20 protein-coding genes and 2 pseudogenes are annotated in these 25070 nt (G+C 70.2%); 11 read left to right on the top strand and 11 right to left on the bottom strand.

Annotated elements, in window-relative coordinates; genetic code table 11:
• Window positions 1-23: 23 nt before the first annotated feature.
• From QQG74_RS10960 to QQG74_RS10945, 4 genes are all read right to left on the bottom strand, one after another.
• A complete protein-coding gene (locus tag QQG74_RS10960) occupies window positions 24-878 on the bottom strand; it encodes an FkbM family methyltransferase (protein WP_341720187.1) in 855 nt (284 codons plus the stop codon).
• Between the two features lie 210 nt (window positions 879-1088).
• Window positions 1089-1895 (bottom strand): glycosyltransferase family 2 protein, encoded by an 807-nt coding sequence (locus QQG74_RS10955; protein WP_341720186.1) that lies wholly within the window; start codon window positions 1893-1895, stop codon window positions 1089-1091.
• On the bottom strand, window positions 1892-2704 hold the full coding sequence (locus QQG74_RS10950) for a sugar phosphate isomerase/epimerase family protein (protein WP_341720185.1): 813 nt from the start codon (window positions 2702-2704) through the stop codon (window positions 1892-1894). Before QQG74_RS10950 ends, QQG74_RS10955 begins: the two co-directional genes overlap by 4 nt.
• On the bottom strand, window positions 2701-3468 hold the full coding sequence (locus tag QQG74_RS10945) for a hypothetical protein (RefSeq protein ID WP_341720184.1): 768 nt from the start codon (window positions 3466-3468) through the stop codon (window positions 2701-2703). The genes QQG74_RS10950 and QQG74_RS10945 overlap by 4 nt, the downstream gene beginning before the upstream one ends.
• A 66-nt stretch (window positions 3469-3534) precedes the next feature.
• On the opposite strand from QQG74_RS10945, the gene QQG74_RS10940 reads away from it, so the two are divergent.
• From QQG74_RS10940 to QQG74_RS10930, 3 genes are read left to right on the top strand one after another with little or no spacing between them, the layout of a single operon-like run.
• Complete coding sequence (locus tag QQG74_RS10940) at window positions 3535-4662, top strand: FAD-dependent oxidoreductase (protein WP_341720183.1); 1128 nt, start codon at window positions 3535-3537, stop codon at window positions 4660-4662.
• Window positions 4659-5687 (top strand): glycosyltransferase, encoded by a 1029-nt coding sequence (locus QQG74_RS10935; RefSeq protein WP_341720182.1) that lies wholly within the window; start codon window positions 4659-4661, stop codon window positions 5685-5687. Before QQG74_RS10940 ends, QQG74_RS10935 begins: the two co-directional genes overlap by 4 nt.
• The gene (locus QQG74_RS10930; RefSeq protein ID WP_341720181.1) at window positions 5684-7294 is read left to right on the top strand and encodes a hypothetical protein; all 1611 of its coding nucleotides are present in this window, start codon (window positions 5684-5686) and stop codon (window positions 7292-7294) included. The genes QQG74_RS10935 and QQG74_RS10930 overlap by 4 nt, the downstream gene beginning before the upstream one ends.
• Window positions 7295-7367: 73 nt before the next feature.
• Here the strand turns inward: QQG74_RS10930 and pgm are convergent, their stop codons facing one another.
• Window positions 7368-9014 (bottom strand): phosphoglucomutase (alpha-D-glucose-1,6-bisphosphate-dependent), encoded by a 1647-nt coding sequence (gene pgm / locus QQG74_RS10925; protein WP_341720180.1) that lies wholly within the window; start codon window positions 9012-9014, stop codon window positions 7368-7370.
• On the bottom strand, window positions 9011-10243 hold the full coding sequence (glgC, locus tag QQG74_RS10920) for a glucose-1-phosphate adenylyltransferase (protein ID WP_341720179.1): 1233 nt from the start codon (window positions 10241-10243) through the stop codon (window positions 9011-9013). Before glgC ends, pgm begins: the two co-directional genes overlap by 4 nt.
• 95 nt (window positions 10244-10338) lie before the next feature.
• Here glgC and glgA point away from each other — a divergent pair, with 95 nt between their 5' ends.
• Window positions 10339-11535, top strand: coding sequence for a glycogen synthase (glgA, locus tag QQG74_RS10915; RefSeq protein WP_341720178.1), 1197 nt, complete (start codon window positions 10339-10341; stop codon window positions 11533-11535).
• A gap of 58 nt (window positions 11536-11593) precedes the next feature.
• Here the strand turns inward: glgA and QQG74_RS10910 are convergent, their stop codons facing one another.
• Both QQG74_RS10910 and QQG74_RS10905 read right to left on the bottom strand, forming a co-directional pair.
• Window positions 11594-12049, bottom strand: coding sequence for a type II toxin-antitoxin system VapC family toxin (locus QQG74_RS10910; RefSeq protein WP_341720177.1), 456 nt, complete (start codon window positions 12047-12049; stop codon window positions 11594-11596).
• Window positions 12039-12278, bottom strand: coding sequence for an AbrB/MazE/SpoVT family DNA-binding domain-containing protein (locus tag QQG74_RS10905; RefSeq protein ID WP_341720176.1), 240 nt, complete (start codon window positions 12276-12278; stop codon window positions 12039-12041). The genes QQG74_RS10910 and QQG74_RS10905 overlap by 11 nt, the downstream gene beginning before the upstream one ends.
• 290 nt (window positions 12279-12568) lie before the next feature.
• Between QQG74_RS10905 and QQG74_RS10900 the strand changes: the two are divergent.
• A pseudogene (locus tag QQG74_RS10900) lies at window positions 12569-13841 on the top strand (IS701 family transposase).
• 43 nt (window positions 13842-13884) lie between these two features.
• Here the strand turns inward: QQG74_RS10900 and QQG74_RS10895 are convergent.
• Together QQG74_RS10895 and QQG74_RS10890 are read right to left on the bottom strand one after the other, a co-directional pair.
• Window positions 13885-14777, bottom strand: a pseudogene (locus QQG74_RS10895) (IS5 family transposase).
• A gap of 188 nt (window positions 14778-14965) precedes the next feature.
• Window positions 14966-15163: a hypothetical protein gene (locus tag QQG74_RS10890; protein ID WP_341720175.1), complete on the bottom strand. Its 198-nt coding sequence runs from the start codon at window positions 15161-15163 to the stop codon at window positions 14966-14968.
• A gap of 270 nt (window positions 15164-15433) precedes the next feature.
• Between QQG74_RS10890 and QQG74_RS10885 the strand changes: the two genes are divergently transcribed.
• The 3 genes from QQG74_RS10885 to glgB all read left to right on the top strand — a co-directional run bounded on the left by QQG74_RS10885 (window position 15434) and on the right by glgB (window position 19962).
• A complete protein-coding gene (locus tag QQG74_RS10885; RefSeq protein ID WP_341720174.1) occupies window positions 15434-15661 on the top strand; it encodes a winged helix-turn-helix domain-containing protein in 228 nt (75 codons plus the stop codon).
• Window positions 15662-15805: 144 nt separating this feature from the next.
• The gene (locus tag QQG74_RS10880) at window positions 15806-17872 is read left to right on the top strand and encodes an alpha-1,4-glucan--maltose-1-phosphate maltosyltransferase (protein WP_341720173.1); all 2067 of its coding nucleotides are present in this window, start codon (window positions 15806-15808) and stop codon (window positions 17870-17872) included.
• Window positions 17860-19962 carry a 1,4-alpha-glucan branching protein GlgB gene (gene glgB, locus QQG74_RS10875; protein ID WP_341720172.1) on the top strand — a complete coding sequence of 701 codons (2103 nt, stop codon included), beginning with the start codon at window positions 17860-17862 and terminating at the stop codon, window positions 19960-19962. The genes QQG74_RS10880 and glgB overlap by 13 nt, the downstream gene beginning before the upstream one ends.
• A 436-nt stretch (window positions 19963-20398) precedes the next feature.
• Here the strand turns inward: glgB and QQG74_RS10870 are convergent, their stop codons facing one another.
• Window positions 20399-21439: a phosphatase domain-containing protein gene (locus tag QQG74_RS10870; RefSeq protein WP_341720171.1), complete on the bottom strand. Its 1041-nt coding sequence runs from the start codon at window positions 21437-21439 to the stop codon at window positions 20399-20401.
• Window positions 21440-21796: 357 nt separating this feature from the next.
• Between QQG74_RS10870 and QQG74_RS10865 the strand changes: the two genes are divergently transcribed.
• The 3 genes from QQG74_RS10865 to QQG74_RS10855 all read left to right on the top strand — a co-directional run bounded on the left by QQG74_RS10865 (window position 21797) and on the right by QQG74_RS10855 (window position 25052).
• Entirely contained in the window at window positions 21797-23392 is a 1596-nt protein-coding gene (locus QQG74_RS10865; RefSeq protein WP_341720170.1) for a hypothetical protein, read from the top strand.
• A gap of 61 nt (window positions 23393-23453) precedes the next feature.
• A complete protein-coding gene (yaaA, locus tag QQG74_RS10860) occupies window positions 23454-24248 on the top strand; it encodes a peroxide stress protein YaaA (protein WP_341720169.1) in 795 nt (264 codons plus the stop codon).
• Window positions 24249-24383: 135 nt separating this feature from the next.
• Entirely contained in the window at window positions 24384-25052 is a 669-nt protein-coding gene (locus QQG74_RS10855) for a hypothetical protein (RefSeq protein ID WP_341720168.1), read from the top strand.
• Window positions 25053-25070 lie beyond the last annotated feature (18 nt).

Raw genomic sequence — 25070 nt, 5'->3', positions numbered from 1 at the left:
CTGGCCATTAATTACTTCATGAATTACATTCCAGATCGGTATTCCGGCAGGACCGCGAACATGTCCTGCGCCGAGGTGGCGACGGCCTCGGCGTCCTGGAAAACTCCTCGCTCGTCGGGGCGTACGAGCTGGTAGCCGCACTCTTCGAGCAGGGCCGCGATGGGTAGTCGATCCTCGCCCAGCAGGCGGCGGCTCATCCCGTTCCACTCGATTTGCAGCACCCCGATCCGGTGCTGCCGCAGGGCTTCCCGGGCCCCGTCGAGCACCAGGCGTTCGACGCCCTCGACGTCGATCTTCACACCCACCGCGAACCGGTCCCCGAGAACGTTGTCCAACGTGTCGACAGCGACCACCTCTCCGTCGGCGTCCGGCCCGAGCAGGAGATGGTTCGTGGTGTCGCGGCCAGTCGTGAGCCGCAGTTCGCCCGGGCGGTCGGCCAGCCCGCATTCGAGAACCGAGACCGGAAAGTCGTTGAGCGCGACGTTCTCCCGCAGGCGTCGCGCGCTCTCCCGGCTCGGCTCGATCGCGATGACCTCCGCGCCCGCGTCCGCGGCGAAGAGCGCGTACGCACCGACGTTGCTGCCCACGTCGACAAAGAGATCCCCGGGTTGCAGGATGCGTCGCCACGCCAGCATCTCGTTCCAGTCAGGCGGATTGACGTAGGCAACCTTCGAGGCTCCGTGGTAATGCAGCTCGGCCCACATCCGGCCACCGCTGCCCACCCGGGTCAGGGTGCGCAGGCCCATCCGCCCGCGCAGTTGAAAACGCACGGCACGAGCGAGCCCACCGAGCCGAGCGCCACGGTTGGCGGGATGCGACCAGACAAAGGCGATTACGTTGCCGCTCTGCCGCACGACTGCGGGAACAGCCCAGTTCATTCGTTCTCCTATTGCTGAGCGGGAAGCGGAGCCGCATCGGCGGCGACGGGCAGAATGTGGCGAGCCCACAATTCCGCGAGCATCGCTCGCCTTGAAATCCATTGGCGGAACGCAACGGACTGGATATTAGCGCCGCACCCGTACCGAAGGCCGGTTTTTCGTCGACACGCTGCCGTTCCACGCCGACCAGCGACTCATATTCGACCGCTGTCAGTCATGGGTCGGGTTGTAGCGGCCGATCGCCGCGCGGGCAGCGACGGCGAACATGTCCAGGTTCCCGGACCAGCCTTTGATCTTGGTAGGCACCGCCCCCGACGGATAGGCCCGGATCACCGGCACCTCACAGACCCGCAGGCCCAGCCGGGCCGCCCGCACCGGCAGGTAGGTCAACAGCTCGTAGGCGTCGAAGACCTCCCGGAACACATCCACCCGGGGATCGGTAAGCAGTCGTGCCGAGTGGCCCCGAAACCCGTTGGTGGTGTCCGTGTACCACTTTCGCGCACCGGCCGACAGCAGCGGCGCGTGCACCAGCCGGATCCCCAGATACCGTGACCAGGGGGTGTTCTCCGCCCGGCCGCCGGGGACGAAACGGGAACCCTGCACGTAGTCGTACCCCGCGTCCAGGGTGGCCGCGAAGCGCGCGATGGCCTCGACGCCATCCTTGCCGTTGCCGTCCACGGTGATCACGCCCTGGTAGCCGTCGGCCATGGCGGCGGCGAAGGCCATCCGCAGTTGGGCGCTGAGCCGGCCCGGCCCGGTCTTGGTCAGCAACGACCGTACGCCGTGGGCGGCCAGGAAGTCCTCGGCGAGCGAGCCGTCCGTGCTGCCGCCGTCGGCGATCAGCACGTCCAGGCCGTGGCCGCAGGCGAACATCCGGCGCACCTGGGCCTGGATCCGCTCGCCCTCGTTGATCACGGGCACCACCACCGCGTACCGGCTGCGCCGGGGGGCGAAGTCCCGCCGCTCGTGTGGGGGTACCTGCCAGTCCGGGCAGGTCACCTGCCGCAGCTCGGTCATGGTCGCCCGCCACACAGGGTCACCGCGTACCGGGCGGCCCGTTCCACGGCGGCCCGCCGATCACCGGCCACCTGTCGCATCTCCACACTCAGGTAACCCGGGTAGCCCACCGCAGACAGGGCGGCCGCGAAATCGCGGTGCCGCGGATCGGGATCGCCAACCGGTCCGAGGTCGGGTTCGCTCACATGGGTGTGCCGCAGCAACGGGGCGAACCTGCGCACGCACGCCGCCCCGTCCTCGCCCGCCAGCGCCAGGCACGCGGTGTCCAGATGCAACCGCAGCCCCGGCGAGTCGACCGCGCGGACCAGCGCCGCCGCCTCCACCGCCCGGGTGAGGTAGTCGGTGCCGTACTCGGCGGGGTTGGCCTCCAGACAGAGGCTCGCGCCGAGCGCCGTCGCCCGGTCCGCCAGCCGCCCGAAGACCTCGACGGCGATCCGGTCCGCAACCTTCACGGGCAGCCCGTCCCGTCGCCGGTTGCGCGGACTGCCGAAGACCAGCACGGTGGCACCCATCGCGACGCACAAGTCGATCACCCGGGCCAGGTACCCGACGAACCTCTCCCGATCCGGTCCGAACAGGGTGAGATCGGGCCGCCCGTACAGCAGCGACTGGGCGGCCACCACCGGCAGGCCGGCCCGCGCCCAGGTGCGCGCGTACCCGCTGGCCTCCTGGGGAGTCACGGCGGTGAGATCCGGCCAGATCTTCGTCGGCGCCACCTCGATGCCGTCGACTCCGACGTGACGCAGCAGATCGGCGACCTTCTCGTCGTCGGCGGGCTCCCAGGCGATGTTGCTGATGGCCACCTTCATGCCGGCACCTGGTTTCCGGCGAACGCACGCAGCCCGGCCAGCACCTCGTCGCGGGCACAGACGTACGGCCCGTCGACACCGAACACCGCACCGTGGCGGGTCCGCATGTCGTAGTCGACCTTCGGCACCGACTCGCAGGTCAGGGTCCGCCCGAAGACCTGCTGCGCGACGGTCTGCGCGGCGAGCGGCTCGGTGGCCAGGTTGAGCACGGTGAGCCCGGCGGCCACGGCCAGCTCGATGTCACGGGTCAACCGCACCAGGTCGTAGAACTGGAAGGTGGACTCGTGGTGGCAGTACTCCTCGGTCCGCCCGGTGGTCAGGTCATAGATCAGGTTCTTGCGCAGGCCCGGCCCGAACAGCGCGGGCAACCGGACCACCAGGCAGCGGGGGTAGTGCTCCTGGACGAACCGCTCCAGCCGGGCCCGATTGCGCCCGTACGCCTGTGGGTGCCGGGCCGGGTCGAGGCGGGTCGTCTCGTCCACCCCGCGCGGCTCGGGATACACCTCGATCGTCGAGATGAGCACCGCCTCGTCCGCAGTGGTGGTACGCAGGTGGGCGATCAGGGTGTCGATGGCGTCGGCATCGGCGTCCGGCTCGGCGTTCGCCCGCCATTTCAGGCCGGCTGCTCCGCTGATGACCAGCCGGGTGAACCGGCGGCCGTCGAGCGCACCGACGGTGCCCCGGTTCACCTGAAGATCGTACGTCCGCTGCCGGGACAGGTTCCCGCCGACGAAGCCGGTATGACCCACCAAACCCGTAAACATTTACAACCTCGCTTAAAACCGACAAAGTGCCGACAAAGTGCCCAGAAAGGACGTTATCATCCGCCCATGGTGAATGGGCGCATTTCTATTGATGCCGTCGTCTTCGGAGCCGGTGTCTTCGGGCTCTGGGCGGCGCGCCGGCATCTCGCCCAGGGGCGGTCCGTCGCCATCGTCGACGTCGACCGACGCCCGCTGGTGCGGGCCAGCCTGATCAACCAGGCCCGTGGTCACAACGGCTACCACTACCCGCGCAGCGTCTACACGGCGGTACGTTCGGCCAGCTACTACGACCGGTTCCTGCGGGACTTCCCGACCGCGGTCAACCACCGCTTCCGCGCGGTGTACGCGGTCGCCGCGGAAGGCTCCTTCGTGGACGCCGCACACTTCGAGAAGTTCTGCGCCACCGTGGGCGTGCCGGCACGACGGATCGATCCGACCGAGTTCTTCCACGACGGCGCCGTCGAAGCGGCGTACGAGACCGACGAGTTCAGCTTCGACGCACCGCAGTTACGCACGGCGCTGCTGGCGCACCTGGCGGCGTACGCCGACCGGGTGCACTGGTTCCTCGGTGACACCGTGGCCGAGGCCGGCCGGGACGGCGAGGCGTGGCGGATGACGTTGCGATCCGGTGTGCGGCTGACCACCGGTTCGGTGGTCAACGCGACATACGCCGGCACCAACGCCCTGCTCACCGCGTTCGGCCTGGACCCGGTGCCGCTGAAGTACGAGCTGTGCGAGATCGCCCTGGTGGACGCCCCGGCCCATCGGGACGTGGCCCTCACCGTGATGGACGGTCCCTTCTTCTCCCTCATGCCCTTCGGGCACAGCCCCTGGCACAGCCTCTACGCGGTGGCGTACTCCCCCCATCTGACCAGCTCCGAGGTCCTGCCCACGTTCGGCTGCCAGGCTCGGGTGCCGGATTGCCGACCCACCACGCTGGCCAACTGCGGCCCGTGTCCGGCCCGACCGGCCAGCAGTTATCCGTACATGCACGCCGTCGCCCGGCGCTTCCTTTCGAATGCGCATCGGCTGCGGCAGAGCGAAAGTCTCTTCACGGTCCGGGCGGTCCTTTCCGCGGCGGAGGTCGACGACTCCCGCCCGACCCTGGTCCGGGTCGAGCACGAGCAGCCCTCCTTCATCACATTGCTCGGCGGCAAAGTGAACACGATTTTTGACCTCGATGAGGTGCTATGAAATTCAAGACCTTCGTGAGTTTCGTGCTCTACTGCCGAAACGAGGCGGCCGGGCTGGAACGGTTTCTGGAACAGGTGGGTCCCTGGCTCACCGAGAATTTCGAGCTGCATGAACTGGTGGTGGTCGACGACAACTCGACGGACGATCCGACCCCGCTGGTGCAGAGGTGCGCGGCCCGATTCCGGCTCAACGCGGTGGTGATCCGCCTGGCCCGGCGACACGGTGTGGAGGCCGGCATCAAGGCCGGGCTGGACCGGGCGATGGGCGACTGGGTCTTCGAGCTGGAAAGCTCGGTGGTGGACTTCCCGCTGGACACCCTGGCCCTGATGTACCAGGTCGGCACCACCGGCGGCTGCGACATCGTCACCGCCAGCGGCGACGACGGACCGCTGCGCAGCCGGATCTTCTACCGCCTGGTCAACAGGTACAGCGACCTGGACATGCCGTTGCGGGCCGAACGCCTGCGACTGACCTCCCGCCGCACGTTGGTCGCCATGCTCGCGATGCGGGAGAAGGTCCGTTACCGCAAGGCCCTGTACGCCATCCTCGGGCACCGACACGAGCACCTGCGGTACGAGCCGACAATGGTGAACAGCGCCCAACGGCGCCGGCTGAACCGGGAGACGACCAGCCTCGCCTTCGACATCCTGCTGTCGTTCTCCAACTTCGGACTACGCGCCGCGCACCGGCTCTGCCTCATCTTCGGCGCGCTGTCGGTCGCCGGGATCATCTACGCGGTCGTGGTGTACCTCGTCAAGTCCGACCTCATCCAGGGCTGGACCACGCTCGCCATCCTGGTCTCCGGTGGGTTCACCGGCCTCTTCCTCATCCTCGGCGTACTCGGGGAGTACCTGGCGCGGATCCTGGTCGAGGTCCGCGCCCGGCCGATGTACTCGGTGCAGGACACCGCGGTGTGCCAGTCGGCCGAGCTACCGGGACGCACGGCGGGACCGCCTGGGCCGTACCTGCGCGAGCAGATGGCCGAGACCCCCGGCCACCCGGCGACGATCGGTTCGCGCGCATGAGCGCCCCGCAGCGGGTCGAGAACCCGCCGAGCGAGGCGCGGGCCGACACCACGCGCACCCTGGTGGTGCCCGAATGGCTTGCCATCACCGGCTGGGCCGTACTCGTCGGGATCCTCGCCGTACTGCTGCTCCTCTACTGGAACGGCGCGCCGTACAGCCCGGACTCCTGGCGCTACTACGAACTGTCCCAGACGCTCGGCGGCGACTTCTTCCGCTTCAGCTCCCGGCACAGCTACCAGTCGACCGAGCCGTACGCGATGGGCTGCGGCCCGCTCTGGCCGGTGCTGATCGGTGTCACCGCGGCACTTACCCGCCTGGGCGCGCAGGCCGGGCTCGTGGCCGCCGTGGGATGCGTACTGGCCACCGCCGCGACGCTGTCGGCGCTGGGCCGGCGGATCGGCGTACGCGGACTCGGCCCCATCGTCGCCGTCGGGCTGCTCGGCTTCCCGCCCTTCCTCGACGAGGTGCTGTCGGCACGTACCTTCCCGCTGGCCGTGCTCCTGCTCAGCCTGCTGCTCCTCGCGCTGGTCGCGACGGACCGGCGGCCCGCGCTGGCCTGGCCGGCGGCCGGTGCCGCCGCTGGCGGCCTCGTGCTCACCCGGCCGGACACCCTCCTCGCGATATCGCTGCTGGCGGCACTGCTGATCATCGCGCGTCGCCGGGACTGGCGCTGGTTCGTTCCGGCCGGTCTGGTCTTCGCGATCGTGCTGGTCCCCTGGGCAATCTACGGGCTGACGCACTTCGACACGCCCTTCCCCGCGGACAACCGCATCGTCGCGGCGGCCGTGCCACAACTACACGCCTCCCACGTCGTCGATGTCGATCAAGTGCCCACGTACCTCGACGACCCGCTCGGCTGGCTGGCCCGGCTGGCGCGCAACGTGCCCGGCGCGGTCCTGGAGACGGTGAAGGGTCTGGTGCTGGCACCGACCGTGGTGGCCACCGCCGCGGCCGGGCTGCTGCTCCTGCGCCGCTGGCGACTTCGTGGCGCACCCCGTTGGCTCCTGCTGTGCCTGGCCGCGGTCGCTGCCTTCACCGTGCAGGTGACCTTCTCCGAACTGAGCACCGGCTACCTGGCCCGACGCTACCTCGGCCTGGTCGTGCTGCTGGTCCTGCTGCTGGCCATCGTCCTGCTCCGCCGGACACCGATGCCGGCCGCGCTGACCCGGCCCCGCACCGGACTCGCCGTCGGCGTCCTGCTGCTGATGCTGCCGGCCGGTTGGGCGATCGGATACCAACTCGTCCGGGTGCCACCGCAGCCGGAGAGCCTGACCGGCGGGGCGGTGGAGCAGGAACTACGCCGCTGCCAGAACGGCACCACGTTGACAATCGATCCCGCCACGGAAATGACCCGGCACAGTGCCCTCACCGGCCGGCAGACCGCGAAGTTCCCGGAGAACTTCGCGGACCTCTCGGTAGCGCAACGCCGCGACTGGATCGCGACCTACCGGATCGGCCAGCTCTACCTGCCGCCGCTACCGGCGAACGCCGAGCCGGACGCGGTACGGCGAAACTGGGAACCGCTGCTGCTGCTTGCCGCCGCCGCACGGGTGACACCAGACCCCTGCGCCACCACCGGCCAGCTCTACCAGGTATCGCTGCGCTGACCCGTCTCGGACGCCGTGCGGCGCGGCGACGAGCCGGCCGGGTTGCCGGCTCGCTCGTCGCCGCCCGGACGCCTCAGGCGGTGTCGAGGACCGCGGTGACCAGGTCTGCCGCCTCCTGTTGGAGGCGGGCCAGGTGCTCCGGGCCCTGGAAGGACTCGGCGTAGATCTTGTAGACGTCCTCGGTGCCGGAGGGGCGAGCGGCGAACCAGCCGCTCTCGGTGGTCACCTTGAGACCACCGATCGGGGCACCGTTGCCGGGGGCCGTGGTCAACGTGGCGGTGATCGGTTCCCCGGCCAGTTCGGTCGCCGTCACCTGCTCCGGCGAGAGCTTGCCGAGCACCGCCTTCTGCTCCCGGGTGGCCGGGGCGTCGATCCGGGCGTACGCGGGCGCGCCGAACCGGTCGGCCAACTCCGCCCAGTGCTCGCTTGGGGTACGACCGGTGGTCCCGATGATCTCGGCCGCGAGCAGGCAGAGCAGGATGCCGTCCTTGTCGGTGGTCCAGGTGCCGCCGTCGCGACGCAGGAAGGACGCACCGGCGCTCTCCTCGCCGCCGAAGCCGACCGCGCCGTCGAGCAGGCCGGGCACGAACCACTTGAAGCCGACCGGCACCTCCAGCAGGGGCCGCCCGAGGTCGGCGGCGACCCGGTCGATCATGGAGGAGGAGACCAGGGTCTTGCCGACCGCGGCGTCCGGACCCCACTGGTCGCGGGTACGGAACAGGTGGGCGATCGCCACCGCGAGATAGTGGTTCGGGTTCATCAGCCCGGCGTCCGGGGTGACGATGCCGTGCCGGTCGGCGTCGGCGTCGTTACCGGTGGCGACCTGGTAGTCGGCGCGCCTGGCGATCAGCGAGGCCATCGCGTTCGGCGAGGAGCAGTCCATCCGGATCTTGCCGTCGCCGTCAAGCGTCATGAACCGCCAGGTCGGGTCGACGTTCGGGTTGACCACGGTCAGGTCGAGCCGGTGCCGGTCGGCGATCTCGCCCCAGTAGGCGACGCTGGCGCCGCCTAGCGGATCGGCGCCGATGCGTACCCCGGCGGCCCGGATCGCGTCGAGGTCGAGCACCGCCGGCAGGTCGTGGACGTACCCGCCGAGGAAGTCGTACGTGCCGGTGGTGTCGGCGGCACGGGCCCGCGCGTACGGGATGCGGCGCACCTCCTTTCCCCCGGCGGCGAGGATCGCGTTCGCGCGGTCCTGGATCCACTTCGTGACGTCGGAGTCGGCCGGCCCGCCGTGGGTGGGGTTGTACTTGAACCCGCCGTCGTCCGGCGGATTGTGCGACGGGGTGATCACGATGCCGTCGGCCAGCGCGGCGGTGCGCCCCCGGTTGTGGGTGAGGATGGCGTGCGACACCGCAGGGGTCGGGGTGTAGCCGTCCCGGCTGTCCACAAGCACGGTGACCTCGTTGGCGGCGAGCACCTCCAGCGCGTCGACCGCCGCCGGGGCGGAGAGCGCATGGGTGTCCCGGCCGAGGAAGAGCGGGCCGTCGATGCCCTGCTCGCGGCGGTAGTCACAGAGCGCCTGGGTGACCGCGAGGATGTGGTCGGAGTTGAAGGCGTTGCGCAGGCTCGACCCGCGGTGCCCGGAGGTGCCGAAGGAGACCTGCTGCGCCGGGTCGGCCGGGTCGGGATGCTCGGCGTAGTACGCGGTCACCAGCCGGGGCACGTCCACCAGGTCGTCGGACTGGGCCGGCTGGCCGGCACGAGGATGACTGCTCATGGCTCTACCTTCTGTCCCTTACCGATGACCACGATGCCGTTGTCGGAGACGGTGTAACGCTGCCGGTCCCGTTCCAGGTCCACGCCGATCTCGGCGCCCTCGGGCACGTAGACGTTCTTGTCCAGGATGGCCCGGCGGACCACCGCGTGCCGGCCGATCTCGACACCCTCCATCAGCACCGCGCCGTCCACGTGCGCCCAGGAGTGCACCTTCACCTTCGGCGAGACGATCGAGTTCTCCACCAGCGAACCGGAGATCACCGCACCGGGCGAGACCATCGAGGCGACCGCCCGGCCGACCCGTTCGCCCCACTGGTGCACGAACTTGGCCGGCGGGTACGGCGGCTGCTCGGTGTAGATCGGCCAGTCGAAGTTGTAGAGGTTGAACACCGGGTGCACGTTGATCAGATCCATGTGCGCGTCGTAGAACGAGTCCAGGGTCCCCACGTCGCGCCAGTAGCCCCGGTCCCGGTCGGTGCTGCCCGGCACCTCGTTGTCGCGGAAGTCGTAGACGTTCGCCTCACCCCGCTCGACAAGCATCGGGATGATGCTGCCGCCCATGTCGTGCTTGCTGGTCTTGTCCTCCGCGTCGCGTTCGACCGCGTCGATCAGCGCCCGGGTGGTGAAGACGTAGTTGCCCATCGAGGCGTAGATCTCGTCGGGCGCGTCGGGCAGGCCGACCGCGTCGGTGGGCTTCTCCCGGAAGGCGCGGATCTGCCGGCCGTCCTCGCCGACCTCGATGACCCCGAACTGGTCGGCCATGGTGAGCGGCTGCCGGATGCCGGCCACGGTCACGCTGGCACCGGAGGCGATGTGCTCCTCCACCATCTGCCGCGGGTCCATCCGGTAGATGTGATCGGCGCCGAAGACGATCACATAGTCGGGCTGCTCGTCGTAGATCAGGTTGAAGCTCTGGTAGATCGCGTCGGCCGAGCCGGCGAACCACCACGGACCCCGACGCTGCTGCGCGGGCACCGGCGTGACGTAGTTGCCGAGCAGCGTCGACATCCGCCACGTCTTGGTGATGTGCCGGTCGAGGGAGTGGGACTTGTACTGGGTCAGCACGACGATCTTCAGATAGCCGGCGTTGGCCAGGTTGGAGAGGACGAAATCGACCATGCGGTACATCCCGCCGAACGGGACGGCCGGCTTGGCCCGGTCCGTGGTCAGCGGCATCAGGCGCTTGCCCTCTCCGCCGGCCAGGACGATCGCGAGCACCTTGGCAGCCATGACCAGACGCTATCCATCCCGGTGCCACTTCACCACTCGTACGGGCACAGTCGGGCAGCCGGTGCCGGGGCGAATTCTGCACTAGGGTGCCGGGCATGACCGACTCCCCACCGCTGCGCGTCGACCTGCTCACCCGGGAGTACCCGCCGGAGGTCTACGGCGGCGCCGGGGTGCACGTCGAGTACCTGGCCCGGGAGTTGCGTCGGATCACCGACGTACGGGTGCACTGCTTCGGCGCGCCGCGCACCGAGCCGGGCGTGCGGGCGTACGCCGAGCCGGCGGGGCTGGCCGACGCGAACCCGGCGCTGCGCACCATGGGGGTGGACCTGGAGATGGCCGCCGGGTGTGCCGGCGCGGACGTGGTGCACAGCCACACCTGGTACGCCAACCTGGCCGGGCACACCGCCAAGCTGCTGTACGGGGTGCCGCACGTGGTGACCGCGCACAGCCTGGAGCCACTGCGACCGTGGAAGGCCGAACAGCTCGGCGGCGGCTACGCGCTCTCCTCGTGGTGCGAACGCACGGCGTACGAGTCGGCCGACGCGATCGTGGCGGTAAGCGCGGGGATGCGCCGGGACGTGCTGGCCGCGTACCCGACTATCGACCCGGACCGGGTGCACGTGATCTACAACGGCATCGACACCGCGCAGTACGCCCCCGACCCCGGCACCGACGTGTTGGCGCGGCTCGGCATCGATCCGGCCCTGCCCAGCGTGGTCTACGTCGGCCGGATCACCCGCCAGAAGGGCCTGCCGCACCTGCTGCGTGCCGCCCGTGACCTGCCGCCGGACGTCCAGCTGGTGCTGCTGGCCGGCGCACCGGACACCCCGGAGATCGCCGCCGAGGTGCAGGGCCTGGTCGCCGAGTTGCGCGCCGGCCGCTCCGGGGTGATCTGGGTGCCCGAGATGCTGCCGAAATCCGAGGTGATCCAGATCCTCACCCACGCCACGATCTTCGTCTGCCCGTCGGTGTACGAGCCGATGGGCATCGTCAACCTGGAGGCGATGGCCTGCGAGACGGCGGTGGTCGCCACCGCCACCGGCGGCATCCCCGAGGTGGTCGCCGACGGCGACACCGGCCTGCTGGTCCCGATCGAGCAGACCGCCGACAGCACGCCGGTCGACCCGGCCCGCTTCGAGGCCGACCTGGCGGCCCGGCTGAACGAACTGCTGGCGGCTCCGGAGCGCGCCGCCGCGCTCGGCCGCGCCGGCCGGCGGCGCGCCGTCGAGCACTTCTCCTGGGACGCCATCGCCGCCCGCACCCTGGAGCTCTACCGCGCGTTGCGCGGGTAAGGAAGGGCACCTTATTAACGCCTGGTGTAGAGGAAGGGCCCCCTTTTAACACTCGCCATCACTCATCCGGTGTGATCAATTCAAGTCTGGGAAAGTACGTTCGATAGCGGGCCCCGCCACGGGTGAGCAGCCGATACCCGCACACGGCGGCATGCGCACCGATATAGAAGTCAGCGATCGGGGACCTCTTGGTGCCGCCCTGCGCGCGGTAGGCCAGGTATGCCTTGCCGGCTAGAAAGCCGGCCGGATATGGCAGTTCCTCGCGGAGGAAGTCGCCAGCTGGCAACGCCTCGTCCAAGTCCTCGATGCGGGCGAAACGCACCGACGCCTCCGCGTAGACGATTGGGTTTATGACGAGGGCACCAGCGTCGCGGGCCTCCGCGAGCGCGCCGCTGGACCAGTCGCCCCACCGGGGATCATCGGTGATGACGTCCAACAGCACGTTGGTGTCCACCAGGGTTGTGGCCGAGTCGGCGGGTCCGTGTGCGACAGCGCGGAGCCGGTCACTCGCCACGCAGCAACTCCATCAGTTCGTCGGTCGACATGTGTTCGGTCTGCTTGGCATTCCCTCTGCCGCGCATGTGCCGTACGAGACGTTGTCCTCGGCTCTCGGCACCGCTGATACGGACGATCCGCAGCGTGCCGCCGTCCTCAACGACGTCGACCTCGTCGCCCTCATGCAGGCCGTACCTGGCGCGCAAAGCGGCCGGGATCGTTACCTGTCCTTTGCTGTTGAGCTTCATGGCGCCTCCGCGTATCACGTAATACCAACGGATACGTGTCAGACGAGGGATACGCCGAGAAATCAAGTGACCTGGAAGGGGTCCCACCGGAGCTGCCTGTTCGAGGTTTGCACGCGTCAGGTGGTGTGGAGGGTGGCGGCTAGTACGGCAGCCGCCGTTTGAGATCTTGCTGCTGAGGTGGGGTGGACGCGTGGCGGCCACCGCGTGATCGTCTGTACGTTGTGGACATAACTTCAGATCGGGCGGTGGCCGCAGGCCACAGCGTAGACCGTGTCGGGTGGGAGCGGGTCGTGGCCGGGGTGCTCGGCTGCTTCGCGGGCCGGTTCGGGCGGGTGGAGCCGCGTCGTGCGGCGGCGGCGTTCGTGACCGGTCTGCTGTCTGACCTTGAGGTCAAGACGTGTTGGCAGTTGGCGGAGCAGGCCGGACACGGCCGGCCGGATGCGATGCAGCGGCTGTTGTACCGGGCGGTGTGGGATGCCGACGCCGTGCGTGATGACCTTCGGGCTCTGGTCGCGGGCCGGTTCGGTGACCCGGACGCGGTCCTGATCCCGGATGAGACCGGTGATCTGAAGAAGGGCATGCACACCGTCGGGGTGCAGCGGCAGTACACGGGCACGGCCGGCCGGATCGAGAATAGCCAGGTTGGGGTGTTCCTGGCCTACGCCAGCAGGCACGGGCACACCCTGATCGACCGGCGGGTGTATCTGCCGGTGTCGTGGACCGACGACCGTGACCGCTGCGCCGCGGCGGGGTGCCTGACGAGGTCGGGTTCGCGACTCGGTGCGAGCTGGCCGCCGACATGATCACCGCAGCCCTCGACGCCGGTGTCCCGGCCGGGTGGGTCGCTGCGGACGAGGCCTACGGCAACAGCAGCGCCTTCCGTGCCGTGCTGCGCGAACGCCGGCTCGGCTATGTCCTGGCGGTGTCCCGCAGTCATCTGGTGCCGCTCGACGGCGGCAAGACCCGCGTCCGGGCCGACCGGGTGGCCGCCGACCTGCCCGCCACGGCGTGGCAACGCCGATCGGCTGGTGCCGGGTCCAAGGGCCCGCGCTTCTACGACTGGGCCTGGCTCGACGACGCGTGCACCGATGCCGACCCCGACGACGACGGCCGACACAGCCTGCTGATCCGCCGCAACACGACCACCGGCGAGCTGGCCTTCTACCGCTGCTGGACCCCAAGCCCGCGACTCTCGTGCAGCTCGTGCGGGTCGCGGGCATCCGCTGGACCGTTGAGGAGAGCTTCCAGGCCGCCAAGGGCCAGGTCGGCCTGGACCAGCACCAGGTTCGCCGCTGGGACTCCTGGCACCGGTTCACCACCCTGGCCCTGGCCGCCCTCGCTGTCCTGGCGATCTGCGCCGCCGACGCCGCCGACAACCCGACCGACACCGGACTGATCAAGCTGACGGTCAACGAAATCCGCCGGCTGATCAATGCCTGCATCATCCGCCCGATCAGCGACCTCGCCCACCGCTTGCACTGGTCAGGCTGGCGGCGACGGCACCAAGCCCGAGCCCGACGAGCCCACTACACACACCGCCTCAACCTCGAACTTCAACCATGATCCCGAACGGCGGCTGCCGTACTAGGGCCTGTGTCGAAGTCGGTCACAGCCACTCGTTGATCGCGGCGATGTGAACGGTAGCTTCGTAGCGGACGGCGAGTTTGTCGAAACGAGTCGCTACGGCTCGATAGCGTTTGAGCTGGTTGATGCCGCATTCCACGGCGTGACGCTGCTTGTACCGCTCGGGATCGAAGGCCGGTGGCCGGCCGCCCTTGGACCCCTTCTTGCGCCGGTTGGCGTCTTGGTCGGCCTTTGACGGGATCGTCGCGGCGATGCCGCGTCGGCGCAGGTAGCGGCGGTTAGCTCGGGACGTGTACGCCTTGTCGGCCAAGACTCGGTCCGGGCGGGTTCGGGGCCGGCCGCCGCCGAGGCGGGGCACCCTGATCCCGTCGAGCACCGCCACAAACTGCGGGCTGTCCCCACGCTGCCCAGCGGTCAACACGATCGACAACGGCTTGCGCCCTTGCTCGCAGGCCAGATGCAGTTTCGTGGTCAGCCCACCCCGCGACCGCCCAAGCGCGTGATCGGTCGGCTCGACCATGACCCCGCCCGGCGGCTCGGCCTGCAGATCCCCCTTTTACGCGCCCCGGCGGCGTGCTGATGAGCCCGGGCAACCGTCGAGTCCACCGACACGTCCCAGACGACGCGTCCGGACGCATCAGCCACCGCCTGCAACACCGTCAGGATCCTCGCCCAGGTCCCATCACGCTGCCAACGCCGAAACAGCCCGTACACCGCAGCCCAGGACCCATAACACTGCGGCACGTCCCGCCACGGGGCACCGACCCGAATCCGCCACCGAATCCCATCAATGAGCTGCCGTTTCGTCCATACCGACGGCCGACCTGGCCTACGCCCCACAGGCAGCAGCGGCTCCAGCGCCACCCACTGTGCGTCGGTCAAGTCGTGCCGCCTCGCCACCGCTAGGGTATCCACGAGGTCTCCGGTGTTCGGGTTCTGCTTGGTCGCTGAACCAGATACCGGAGACCTCGCTACATCTCGAACACCGACACACGAAGATCCTCAAGCCGGCAGCTCAAGCCCTGCCACCGACTTCGACACACGCCCTAGCCCGCCACTGCGCGACCCGCCGACCCACCGGTAACTCGTTCACCGCCGGCCCCTCACCGCAGCGCCCCGACCAGGATCAGCAGGAGTACGAGCAGCGCCGCGCCGACGCCGTGGGCGTACCGCCGCCGGGTGAACGCCGCACGACCGGGATGCGGCGGCATGGGCACCCGGTCACCATCGGGATGTCGCGGACGGCCTCCCGGAACCGGGTACGCCGGTGGCAACGGCCCGTCATACGGCCGCTCATTCATCTGTGCCTCCTCCATCGGGTGCATCTGTTGTCGTCAGGGCAACAAGAAACGCACCCAGAGCCGGTAAAGGAAGGTGCAGGTCAGGGACAGATCAGGGGCGGGTCAGGGCGGGGCGGCACGGGAAGCCACCCCGCCCACTTCGAAGGCACTCCGTTGCTGACGAGAGGGCCAGGATAGAAACTAGCGTGCAGTGTATACACAGTCAACACTGCACGCACAGGATGCAGGATTGGCGTGGCATGCTCGACGGGCTGACGAGAGGCCGTTGCCATGCCCAGACAACCCGTATACGAGCAGATCATCGCCGATGTGATCGCGTCGATACAGTCCGGCGCGCTGCAACCTGGAGACAAGTTGCCGTCCATCGCGCAACTGTGCGAGCAGTACCAGGCCAGCCCGACGCCGATCAGGTTCGCGCTACGAATCCTCGACGAACGGGGCTGGATCGAGGTGCACCAGGGCAAGGGCTCGTTCGTGGCGGCGGCACCGCCCTCCTGATCGGAAAGCTGCGGTGTCAGCGCGCCACTGAAGGGAGCAACGGGGATCTTGGACGGGGAGCGCCCCTATGGGGGCGGTTCGGGTCCAAGATCTCGTTTGCTGGTCAGACGAGCGCGAGGCGATCTCGCACAGTAGGTTGAGGCGGTGAGCGGACGGTTCCCGATCGAAGACGTCTCCCCCGTCGTCTCCTGCGGTCGCTACCCGGCCCGTGCCGTGGTCGGCGAGTTGGTGCCGGTGTCGGCAACGGCGTACCGCGAGGGGCACGACGCCCTCGGCTGCAACGTGGTCTGGCTCGGGCCGGACGGGCTGGCCCGCCCGTTCACCCGGATGCGGCCGGGCGAGCCCGGCAAGGACCGCTGGCACGCGACGATCATGCCCGACGCGGTCGGCGAGTGGATCTTCACGGTGGAGGCGTTCAGCGACCCCTACCTGACCTGGCACAACGCGGTGACCAAGAAGATCGCCGCCGGCCAGGGTCCGGCCGAGCTGGCAAACGACCTGGCCGAGGGCGTACGCGTGCTGACCGCCGCAGCGGTGCCCAAGGCCGACCGGGCAAGCCTCGACCAGGCCATGACAGCCCTGCGGGACACCGACCGGGCGCTGCCGGACCGGGTCGGGCCGGCGCTGGAGCTGGCCGACCTGCTCTGGGCGCATCCGGTGCGGGAGCTGGTCACCACCGGCGAGACGTACCGGATCTGGGTGGACCGCGAGCGGGCCCTCTTCTCCGCCTGGTACGAATTTTTCCCCCGCTCGGAGGGGGCGATCCCGGCCAGCGGCGACGCGCCGGCCCGCTCCGGCACCTTCGCCACCGCCACCGAGCGGCTGCCCGGGGTGGCCGCGATGGGCTTCGACGTGCTCTACCTGCCGCCGATCCACCCGATCGGCCGGGTCAACCGCAAGGGCCCCAACAACAGTCTGGTCGCCGGCCCGGACGACGTCGGCTCGCCGTGGGCGATCGGCGCCGACGAGGGCGGGCACGACGCCATCCACCCCGATCTGGGTACGCCGGCCGACTTCCGCGACTTCGTCGCCGCCGCCGCCGAACACGGCCTGGAGGTGGCGATGGACCTGGCGTTGCAGTGCGCGCCGGACCACCCCTGGGTGACCGAGCACCCGGAGTGGTTCACCACCCGGGCCGACGGCAGCATCGCGTACGCGGAGAACCCGCCCAAGAAGTACCAGGACATCTATCCGCTGAACTTCGACAACGACCCGGAGGGCATCCGGGTCGAGATCCTGCGGGTGGTACGGCACTGGGTCGGCGAGGGCGTGCGGATCTTCCGGGTGGACAATCCGCACACCAAGCCGGTCGACTTCTGGCACTGGCTGATCTGGGAGGTCAAGCGGACCGACCCGGACGTGCTCTTCCTGGCCGAGGCGTTCACCCGACCGGCGATGATGCACGGGCTGGCCAAGGTCGGCTTCACCCAGTCGTACACGTACTTCACCTGGCGGACCTCGGCCGCCGAGATGCGCGAGTACTGCGCGGAGCTGGTCGCGGCGGCCGACTACATGCGGCCGAACTTCTGGCCCAACACCCCGGACATCCTGCACGCCTCGTTGCAGTACGGCGGGCCGCCGATGTTCAAGATCCGGGCGGTGCTGGCCGCGCTGCTCTCCCCCTCCTGGGGCATGTACGCCGGCTTCGAGCTGTTCGAGCACGTCGCCCGCCCCGGCGCGGAGGAATACCTCGACAACGAGAAGTACGAGCTGCGGCCCCGGGACTGGGCCGGCGCCCAGGCGCAGGGGCGGTCCCTGGCGCCGTTCATCACCATCCTCAACCGGGTACGCCGAGACAATCCCGCCCTGCACCGGCTGCGCAACCTCGTCTTCCACGACATCGACAACCCGGCGCTGCTCTGCTGGTCCAAGCGGGACCCGGCCACCGGCAACACGGTGCTCGTGGTCTGCTCGTTCGACTCGCACACGGTGCAGTGGGGCAACACCACCCTGGACATGCCGGCGTTGGGGCTGGACTGGCACGACCGGTTCACCGTGCACGACGAGCTGACCGGGGCAAGCTACGACTGGGGGCAGCGCAACGCGGTACGCCTCGACCCGTACCTGCAACCCGCGCACGTCTTCACCCTCCCGGCCGCCACCGCCCCCCACAGCGACACCGCCCCCGGTACCGCCGGTGCCACCGACGACACCGCGCCCCGCAGCGACACCGACTCCGCCACGAAGGACGACACCCGATGGACCAGCTGATCTCCGGGGAGACCCACGACCCGCACGCCGTGCTCGGGGCGCATCCGGCGGACGGGCGTACGGTGATCCGCACCCTGCGTCGGGGCGCGGGTGAGGTGAGTGTGCTTGTCGGCGAGCGGCGGTACCCGATGAAGCGGGTGCACGACGTCGGCGTGTTCGAGACGATCGTCCCCGGTGAGGTGCTCGACTACCGCGTCGACGTGGACGGGCAGGCGCACGACGACCCGTACCGTCATCCGCCGACCCTCGGTGAGCTGGACCTGCACCTGATCGGCGAGGGCCGGCACGAGCGGCTCTGGGCGGCGCTCGGCGCCCGCGTCCTCGACGGCGGCGTCGCCTTCGCGGTGTGGGCGCCGAACGCCCAGGGCGTACGGGTGATCGGCGACTTCACCGGCTGGGCACCCGACGACGGCTGGCCGATGCGCTCGCTCGGCTCCTCCGGCGTCTGGGAGATCTTCGTGCCCGGGGCACCGGCCGGTGCCCGGTACAAGTACCGGATCCTCGGCGCCGACGGGCACTGGCGGGACAAGGCCGACCCGCTCGCCGCGTACGCGGAGGTGCCGCCGGCCACCGCCTCGGTGGTGCACCGCTCGGCGTACCGGTGGACGGACGCGGACTGGCTGGCCCGGCGGGCGCAGCGGCAGCCGCACCAGGAGCCGATGAGCGTCTACGAGGTGCACCTCGGCTCCTGGCGACCCGGCCTGGGTTACCGGGAGCTGGCCGAGCAGCTGGCCGCGTACGTGGTGGAGTTGGGCTTCACCCACGTGGAGTTCCTGCCGGTGATGGAACATCCGTTCGGCGGCTCGTGGGGCTACCAGGTCACCGGCTACTTCGCCCCGACCTCCCGGTTCGGCGACCCGGACGACTTCCGCTACCTGGTGGACCGGCTGCACGCCGCCGGCATCGGCGTGATCCTGGACTGGGTGCCGGCGCACTTCCCCAAGGACGACTGGGCCCTCGCGCGCTTCGACGGCACCCCGCTCTACGAGCACCCCGACCCGCGTCGCGGCGAACACCCCGACTGGGGCACGTACGTCTTCGACTTCGGCCGCCGCGAGGTACGCAACTTCCTGGTCGCCAACGCGCTGTACTGGCTTGACGAATTCCACATCGACGGGCTGCGGGTGGACGCGGTCGCCTCGATGCTCTACCTGGACTACTCCCGCTCCGACGGGCAGTGGGCGCCGAACCAGTACGGCGGCCGGGAGAACCTGGAAGCCATCGCGTTCATGCAGGAGACCAACGCGACGGTCTACAAGCACCACCCCGGTGTGGTGATGATCGCCGAGGAGTCCACCGCCTGGCCCGGAGTGACCCGGGCGACAAGCGACGGCGGGCTGGGCTACGGCTTCAAGTGGAACATGGGCTGGATGCACGACACCCTGCTCTACACCTCCAAGGACCCGATCTACCGGCAGCACCACCACAACCAGCTCACCTTCTCCCTGGCGTACGCCTTCAGCGAGAACTACGTGCTGCCGATCAGTCACGACGAGGTGGTGCACGGCAAGGGCTCACTTGTCGGCAAGATGCCTGGCGACACCTGGCAACGGCTGGCCAACGTACGCGTGCTGCTGGCGTACATGTGGGCCCACCCGGGCAAGCAACTGCTCTTCATGGGCTGCGAGCTGGCCGACGAGCGGGAGTGGAGCGAGGAACGCGGCCTCGACTGGTACCTGCTGCACGACCCGGCCCGCGCCGGAGTACAACGGCTCGTCGCCGACCTCAACCGGGTCTACCGGGACACTCCCGCCCTGTGGGCGCAGGACACCTCCCCGGCCGGCTTCCGCTGGCTCGCCGGTGACGACGTCGCCAACAACACCGTCTCGTTCATCCGGATCGCCCCCGACGGCAGCACCCTGGTCTGCGTGGCCAACTTCTCCGCGCTGCCGCTGGAGGACTACCGCATCGGCCTACCGGCCACCGGCGCCTGGGCGGAGATCCTCAACACCGACGCCCACCACTACGGCGGCTCCGGCGTCGGCAACCTCGGCACCGTGTACGCCGAACCCCTCCCCTGGCACGGCCAACCCGCCTCCGCTGCCCTCCGCGTCCCCCCACTCGGCGCCCTCTGGCTCCGCCTGGGGTGAAAGGAAGGGCCCCCTATTAACGCCTCGTGCATAGGAAGGGCCCCTTATTAACGCTGAACCGACCGCGTTACTCATGCTGGACCGTCCGCGCTCTGTGTGCGTACCCTCATCGATTCACTCGAAGAGCGCGAGGCGCTGGCCGGGCTGCACCGGCCGGTTCGAGCTGGCCCCCGGCGCAGCTGACGGATTCCGACGCAAGCGGAGGGCGGCAGGCGCGGACGGATACGGCGGGTGCGGACCAGGCGCAGCACACGCAGGCCAGGCGCAGCACACGCAGGCCAGGCGCAGCACACGCGGACCAAGCGCAGCACACGCAAGCCAAGCGCGGCACACGCGGACCAGGCGGGCAGGTGCGGACCAGGCGCGGCACACGCAAGCCAGGCGGGGCAGACGCAGACGGATGCGGCAGGCGCGGGGTGGGCTCGGGCAGCCTGGGTCAGACCAGGCCGGCGCCGCGCAGCAGGGTCCAGAGGCCGGCGCCGTCGGGCGCGGAGAGCCACTTCTGCCCCACCGGCCCCTCCTCCGGGCCGTCGTGCGGGACGGGCAGGCTACCGGCGAGCACCGCCTGGGTGGGCGAAAGGCGGCGGATCGCCACGCCGGCCACGTTGTCCGGATGGGCGGCCGCGAACTCCCGGTAGATCTCCTGGTCGTGCTGTCCGTCGTCGCCGACGAGCAGCCAGCGTACGTCGGGAAACTCCTTGGCCAACCGGGCCAGGGTGGCCCGCTTGTGCTCGCGACCGCTACGGAACCAGCGGTCGTGGGTGGGTCCCCAGTCGGTCAGCAGCAGCGGCCCGGCCGGATAGAGGTGCCGGGACAGGAACCGGGTCAGCGTCGGAGCCACGTTCCACGCGCCGGTGGACAGGTAGAACACCGGAGCACCGGGATGGGCGGTCACCAGGCGCTCGTACAGCACCGCCATGCCGGGCACCGCCGCCCGCGCGTGCTCGTCCAGCACGAAGGTGTTCCAGGCGGCGAGGAGCGGTCGGGGTAGCGCGGTGACCATCACCGTGTCGTCGATGTCGGAGAGGACGCCGAAGCGGACCTCCGGGTCCAGGATGCGTACGGGTGCGTCCACCGGCTCGGCGTCCGGAATGCTGAGCCGTACCGAACCCCACCCTGGCGGCAGGTCCGCCGGCACCACGGTGTCGATGAAGCCGCTGCGGTCCGCCTGCGCCTCGTGCACCACCCCACCCGTCTCGATCGTCACCGTGACGTGCTTGGCCGGCAGGGTGGTGAAGCTGCGCCAGCCGCGTACCTTCTCCAGCCGACCGCGCTGCCGGGTGTCCGGACGCCCCAGCAGCACCCGGCACATCACCCGCACCCAACCCGGCGCGCCATAACCGGTGTACGCGATGATGTTGATTCGCCAGCCGGTCCGCCGCAGCCGGCGCTCGACCAGTGAGTGCACGGCGTCCTCGATCCGCGCGGCCCGGTGCAGGTTCGGTATGGCCAGTTGGCCAGCGGCAGTGGGTGGCACGCTGCAACCCTGCCACACCCCAGCGACCTCGGCCACGCGAGCGCCCCGGCAGCCGGGCACCCCCGCCCGGCAACTCCCGCCGAATCCACCGGCAACTTCGCGCCAAGCCCACCGGCAACTTCGCGCCAGGGTCTGCTGCACCGATAGGTGACATCTGAGTTGGCTTGCCCCGCCGGCAACTTCGCGCCGAGCCCACCGGCAACTCCCGCCGAGCACAGCGCTGCCTTCGCCGGATGCGCCGGCTCCTCGCCGGTGCCGCATCCGCGCTCCCGGTACGCCAGTTGTTAAGAAGGGGCCCTTCCTATACACGAGGCGTTAAAAGGGGGCCCTTCCTTACACCAACGGCGGGGATGGGGAGTGGGGGCGATCTCAGCGGGGCGGCTGGACCGGGCGGCGCTTGTCGCGTTGCTGTTCGGGCTGGTCGGGATCGGTTACCGGCTGTTTCTGGTGCTGAACACCGTGCCGGTCGGCAACAGCGACGAGGCGACGTTCGGGTTGGCCGCGCTGCACATCGCGCAGGGTCGGGAGCACCCGGTCTTCCTCTACGGTCAGCACTACATGGGCATGCTCCAGTCCTACCTGGCGGCGCCGCTGATCGCGGTGACCGGCCCGAACTGGCCGGTGCTGCGGCTGCCGGTGCTCGCGCTCTACGCGCTGTTTCTCTGGCTGATCCACCGGCTGGCCCGGCGGATCGGCTCGCCGTGGTTCGCCACGCTTGTCGTGGGGCTGCTGGCGCTCGGTTCGGAGCGGGTCATCCGCGATCAGGTGACCACCGTCGGCGGTCGGCCGGAGGTGAAGGTCGCGGTGCTGGTCATGCTGCTGGTCGTGCTGGGGTCGGCGCGGGGTTCGGTGCGGCACCGGCGGCTGGCCGTCGGCGGCTTCGGGTTGCTCGCCGGGCTGGCGCTCTGGTCGGACTGGCTGATCGTGCCCTACCTGGCGGCGGCCGGGCTGGCGCTGGTCTGGGCGATCCGTCGGGAGTTGCTCGGCGGGGCCGGGCTGCTGCTGGTCGCCGGCTGCACCGTCGGCATCGCCCCGATGATCTACGACAACCTGGTCGCCCCGCCCGGAAAGGACTCGTTGTCGGTGCTGCGTTCGATAAGCGGCGGCAGCGGGGCGGTGCCGTCCTGGCCGCGTCGGCTGGACGGCGGGCTGCTGGAGGGTGTGCCGCTGGCCAGCGGGCTCTGCCCGGTCACCGGCTGCGCCCGCTGGCAGGAGTGGTTCGGCCTGCTCTATCCGCTGCTGCTGGCCGTCGCGGCGGTGCTCGCGGTGCGCGCGTACCGCCGGGCCGGCGGACGATCCGAACGGGTCGTGCCGGTGGTGCACCTCGCGCTGGTCGCCGGTGCGGCGTTGACCCTGCTGTCGTACGTGCGCAGTCCGTTGGCCGCGACCGATCCGCTGGGCAACGCCCGCTACCTGTCGGTGCTGCAACTGTCACTGCCTGCGGTGTTGTGGCCGCTGTGGCAGGCGGCGGTGGCCGGCTGGCGGGGCACGGTCGGTGTCGCGGGCCGGTTGGCCGGCGCGCTGGCCACCGCCGTGCTGGCCGCCCTGGCGGTGACCTCGCTGGTGGTGACCCTGCTCTTCGCCACCGTTGGCGCGGCACCCGGGCGTCGGGAGGAGCGGCAGGCCCGTGTCCTGGCCGCGACGGTTCGCGCCGCCGGGCTGCGCGAGGTGTACGGCGAGTACTGGACCTGCAACCGGCTCGTCTTCAACACCGCCGAGGAGGTGGTCTGCGGGGTGCTCGACGACGACCTGACTCCCGGTCTGAACCGTTATCCGGCGTACTGGACCCGGCTGGCCCGGGCCGCGCGTCCCGGGTACGTGCTGGCCACCGGCACCCCGGCCGACCGGCGGCTGCGGGAGTTGCTCGGCGAGCAGCGCGACGCGGCGCTGCTCGCCGAGGTCGGCGGGTATCGCGTGTATCACCCGGCGACACCGCCACGACCCTGGCGCTGACACCGCCGTACGCTGGCCGGGCCCGGTCGCGTGGTGCGGACCGGGACGTCGTAGGAGTCACATGCTCATCCTGTTGCCGCCCTCGGAGGGCAAGGCCGACGCCGGCAGAGGCCGCCGACTCGACCTGGACCGGCTCTCGCTGCCGGAGCTGAATCCGGTACGCGCGCAGGTGCTTGCCGCGTTGGTCACGCTCAGCGCCGGGGTGCCGGAGGCGGCGTTGGCCGCGCTCGGGCTCGGCGCCGGCCAGCACGAGGAGTTGCGCCGCAACGCCCGGCTGGACCGGGCCGCCACCGCACCGGCCGGCCGGATCTACACCGGGGTGCTCTACGAGGCCCTCGACCTGGCCTCGCTGCCGCCGTCGGCGCAACGAGCCGCCGGGCGGCAGGTCCTGGTCAGCTCCGGCCTGTGGGGTGCGGTACGGCTGACCGACCGGATTCCGTCGTACCGCTGCCCGATCTCCGCCCGGTTGCCCGGCATCGGCGCGCTGCCGGCGTTGTGGCGGCCGGCGCTGGGACCGGTGCTGACCGGGGCGGCTGGCAACGGCCCGGTGCTGGACCTGCGCTCCGGCGCGTACGCCGCCGCCTGGACGCCCCGCGGCCCGCTCGCCGACCGCACGGTGACCGTGCGGGTGCTGCACGAGCGGGAGGTCGACGGCGTACCGGTGCGCTCGGTGGTCAGCCACTTCAACAAGGCCACCAAGGGACGACTGGTCCGGGACCTGCTGCTCGCCGGTGCCCGGCCGCGCACCGCCGACGCGCTGCTGGCCGCCCTGCGCGAGCTGAAGTACACCGTGGCCGAGCAGCCGACCGCTCCGGGCCGCCCCCGCCAGGTCGACCTGGTGGTCACCGAGCTGTGAACGAGCACGGCGTCGGGCGCATCGTTTCCAGGCGGTAACCAGGCGCAAGATTTCCTCAAGGCTGGGCCGGATCAGTACCACCCGCCGGTGTCACAGGTCACCGTAAGGAGGACCGACGCCGCAAGGAGGCCTCCGGTGGTTGAACCGATCCTGCTCGACCGGCCCCATCCGTCGGCGATCCAGCCGCCACTGGACTGGACGACGCTCGCCGACGCCTTCGAGGCAGCGTGCCTGCTGCGCTGCATGCCGCCGCCGGCCACACCGGGCCAGCGGCACGGGCACCAGCTCGGCTTTCCGGCGACCATCGAGTTCAACCGCGAGGAGGCGGCACGCCGGGCCCGGCAACTGCTCGACCGTCTGGAGATTCCGGTACGCCACGAGCTTGCCGTCGGCGGGCTGCGCCGCCGTTACGAGCTGCATCGGCTGCACGTGTCCCGACAGTGCCGTCCGGCGTACGCGGCGATGATGGAGAACGGCTGGCGGCGTGGCCGACGGGAGCTGCTCGGCGGCCCGGTGCCCGGCGCGTCGAAGGCCCGCCGGCAGTGGCGCATCCGGTTGGCTGCCGCCGCCTGGCGGGCCACGCTACTGGCCGGTGGCCGACACGTGCGCCGACACATTCTCGGCGTACGGATCACCGACCGGGAACTTGCCGCCGTCCTCGTCCGCGGCGCCGCACTGCTCGACGTACCGGCGCTGCTGCGCCCCGGCACCGGCTGCTACCTGGTGAGTGTCGCCCACGGACCGGACCGGGAGCGGATCCTGCGGCACGCCGCCGAGGAGACCGCACACCGCCCCGTCGCCTGACCGCGCGACGCGGTCGGC

The organism is Micromonospora sp. FIMYZ51 (genome assembly GCF_038246755.1).
GTDB lineage: Bacteria > Actinomycetota > Actinomycetes > Mycobacteriales > Micromonosporaceae > Micromonospora.
This window is presented reverse-complemented; position numbering and strand designations above follow the sequence as displayed.

Excerpts from the sequence above, each read along its gene's own strand:
- QQG74_RS10960 (WP_341720187.1), bottom strand. The coding sequence starts at position 878 with ATGAACTGGGCTGTTCCCGCAGTCGTGCGGCAGAGCGGCAACGTAATC.
- QQG74_RS10955 (WP_341720186.1), bottom strand. The coding sequence starts at position 1,895 with ATGACCGAGCTGCGGCAGGTGACCTGCCCGGACTGGCAGGTACCCCCA.
- QQG74_RS10950 (WP_341720185.1), bottom strand. The coding sequence starts at position 2,704 with ATGAAGGTGGCCATCAGCAACATCGCCTGGGAGCCCGCCGACGACGAG.
- QQG74_RS10945 (WP_341720184.1), bottom strand. The coding sequence starts at position 3,468 with ATGTTTACGGGTTTGGTGGGTCATACCGGCTTCGTCGGCGGGAACCTG.
- QQG74_RS10940 (WP_341720183.1), top strand. The coding sequence starts at position 3,535 with ATGGTGAATGGGCGCATTTCTATTGATGCCGTCGTCTTCGGAGCCGGT.
- QQG74_RS10935 (WP_341720182.1), top strand. The coding sequence starts at position 4,659 with ATGAAATTCAAGACCTTCGTGAGTTTCGTGCTCTACTGCCGAAACGAG.
- QQG74_RS10930 (WP_341720181.1), top strand. The coding sequence starts at position 5,684 with ATGAGCGCCCCGCAGCGGGTCGAGAACCCGCCGAGCGAGGCGCGGGCC.
- pgm (WP_341720180.1), bottom strand. The coding sequence starts at position 9,014 with ATGAGCAGTCATCCTCGTGCCGGCCAGCCGGCCCAGTCCGACGACCTG.
- glgC (WP_341720179.1), bottom strand. The coding sequence starts at position 10,243 with ATGGCTGCCAAGGTGCTCGCGATCGTCCTGGCCGGCGGAGAGGGCAAG.
- glgA (WP_341720178.1), top strand. The coding sequence starts at position 10,339 with ATGACCGACTCCCCACCGCTGCGCGTCGACCTGCTCACCCGGGAGTAC.
- QQG74_RS10905 (WP_341720176.1), bottom strand. The coding sequence starts at position 12,278 with ATGAAGCTCAACAGCAAAGGACAGGTAACGATCCCGGCCGCTTTGCGC.
- QQG74_RS10890 (WP_341720175.1), bottom strand. The coding sequence starts at position 15,163 with ATGAATGAGCGGCCGTATGACGGGCCGTTGCCACCGGCGTACCCGGTT.
- QQG74_RS10885 (WP_341720174.1), top strand. The coding sequence starts at position 15,434 with ATGCCCAGACAACCCGTATACGAGCAGATCATCGCCGATGTGATCGCG.
- glgB (WP_341720172.1), top strand. The coding sequence starts at position 17,860 with ATGGACCAGCTGATCTCCGGGGAGACCCACGACCCGCACGCCGTGCTC.
- yaaA (WP_341720169.1), top strand. The coding sequence starts at position 23,454 with ATGCTCATCCTGTTGCCGCCCTCGGAGGGCAAGGCCGACGCCGGCAGA.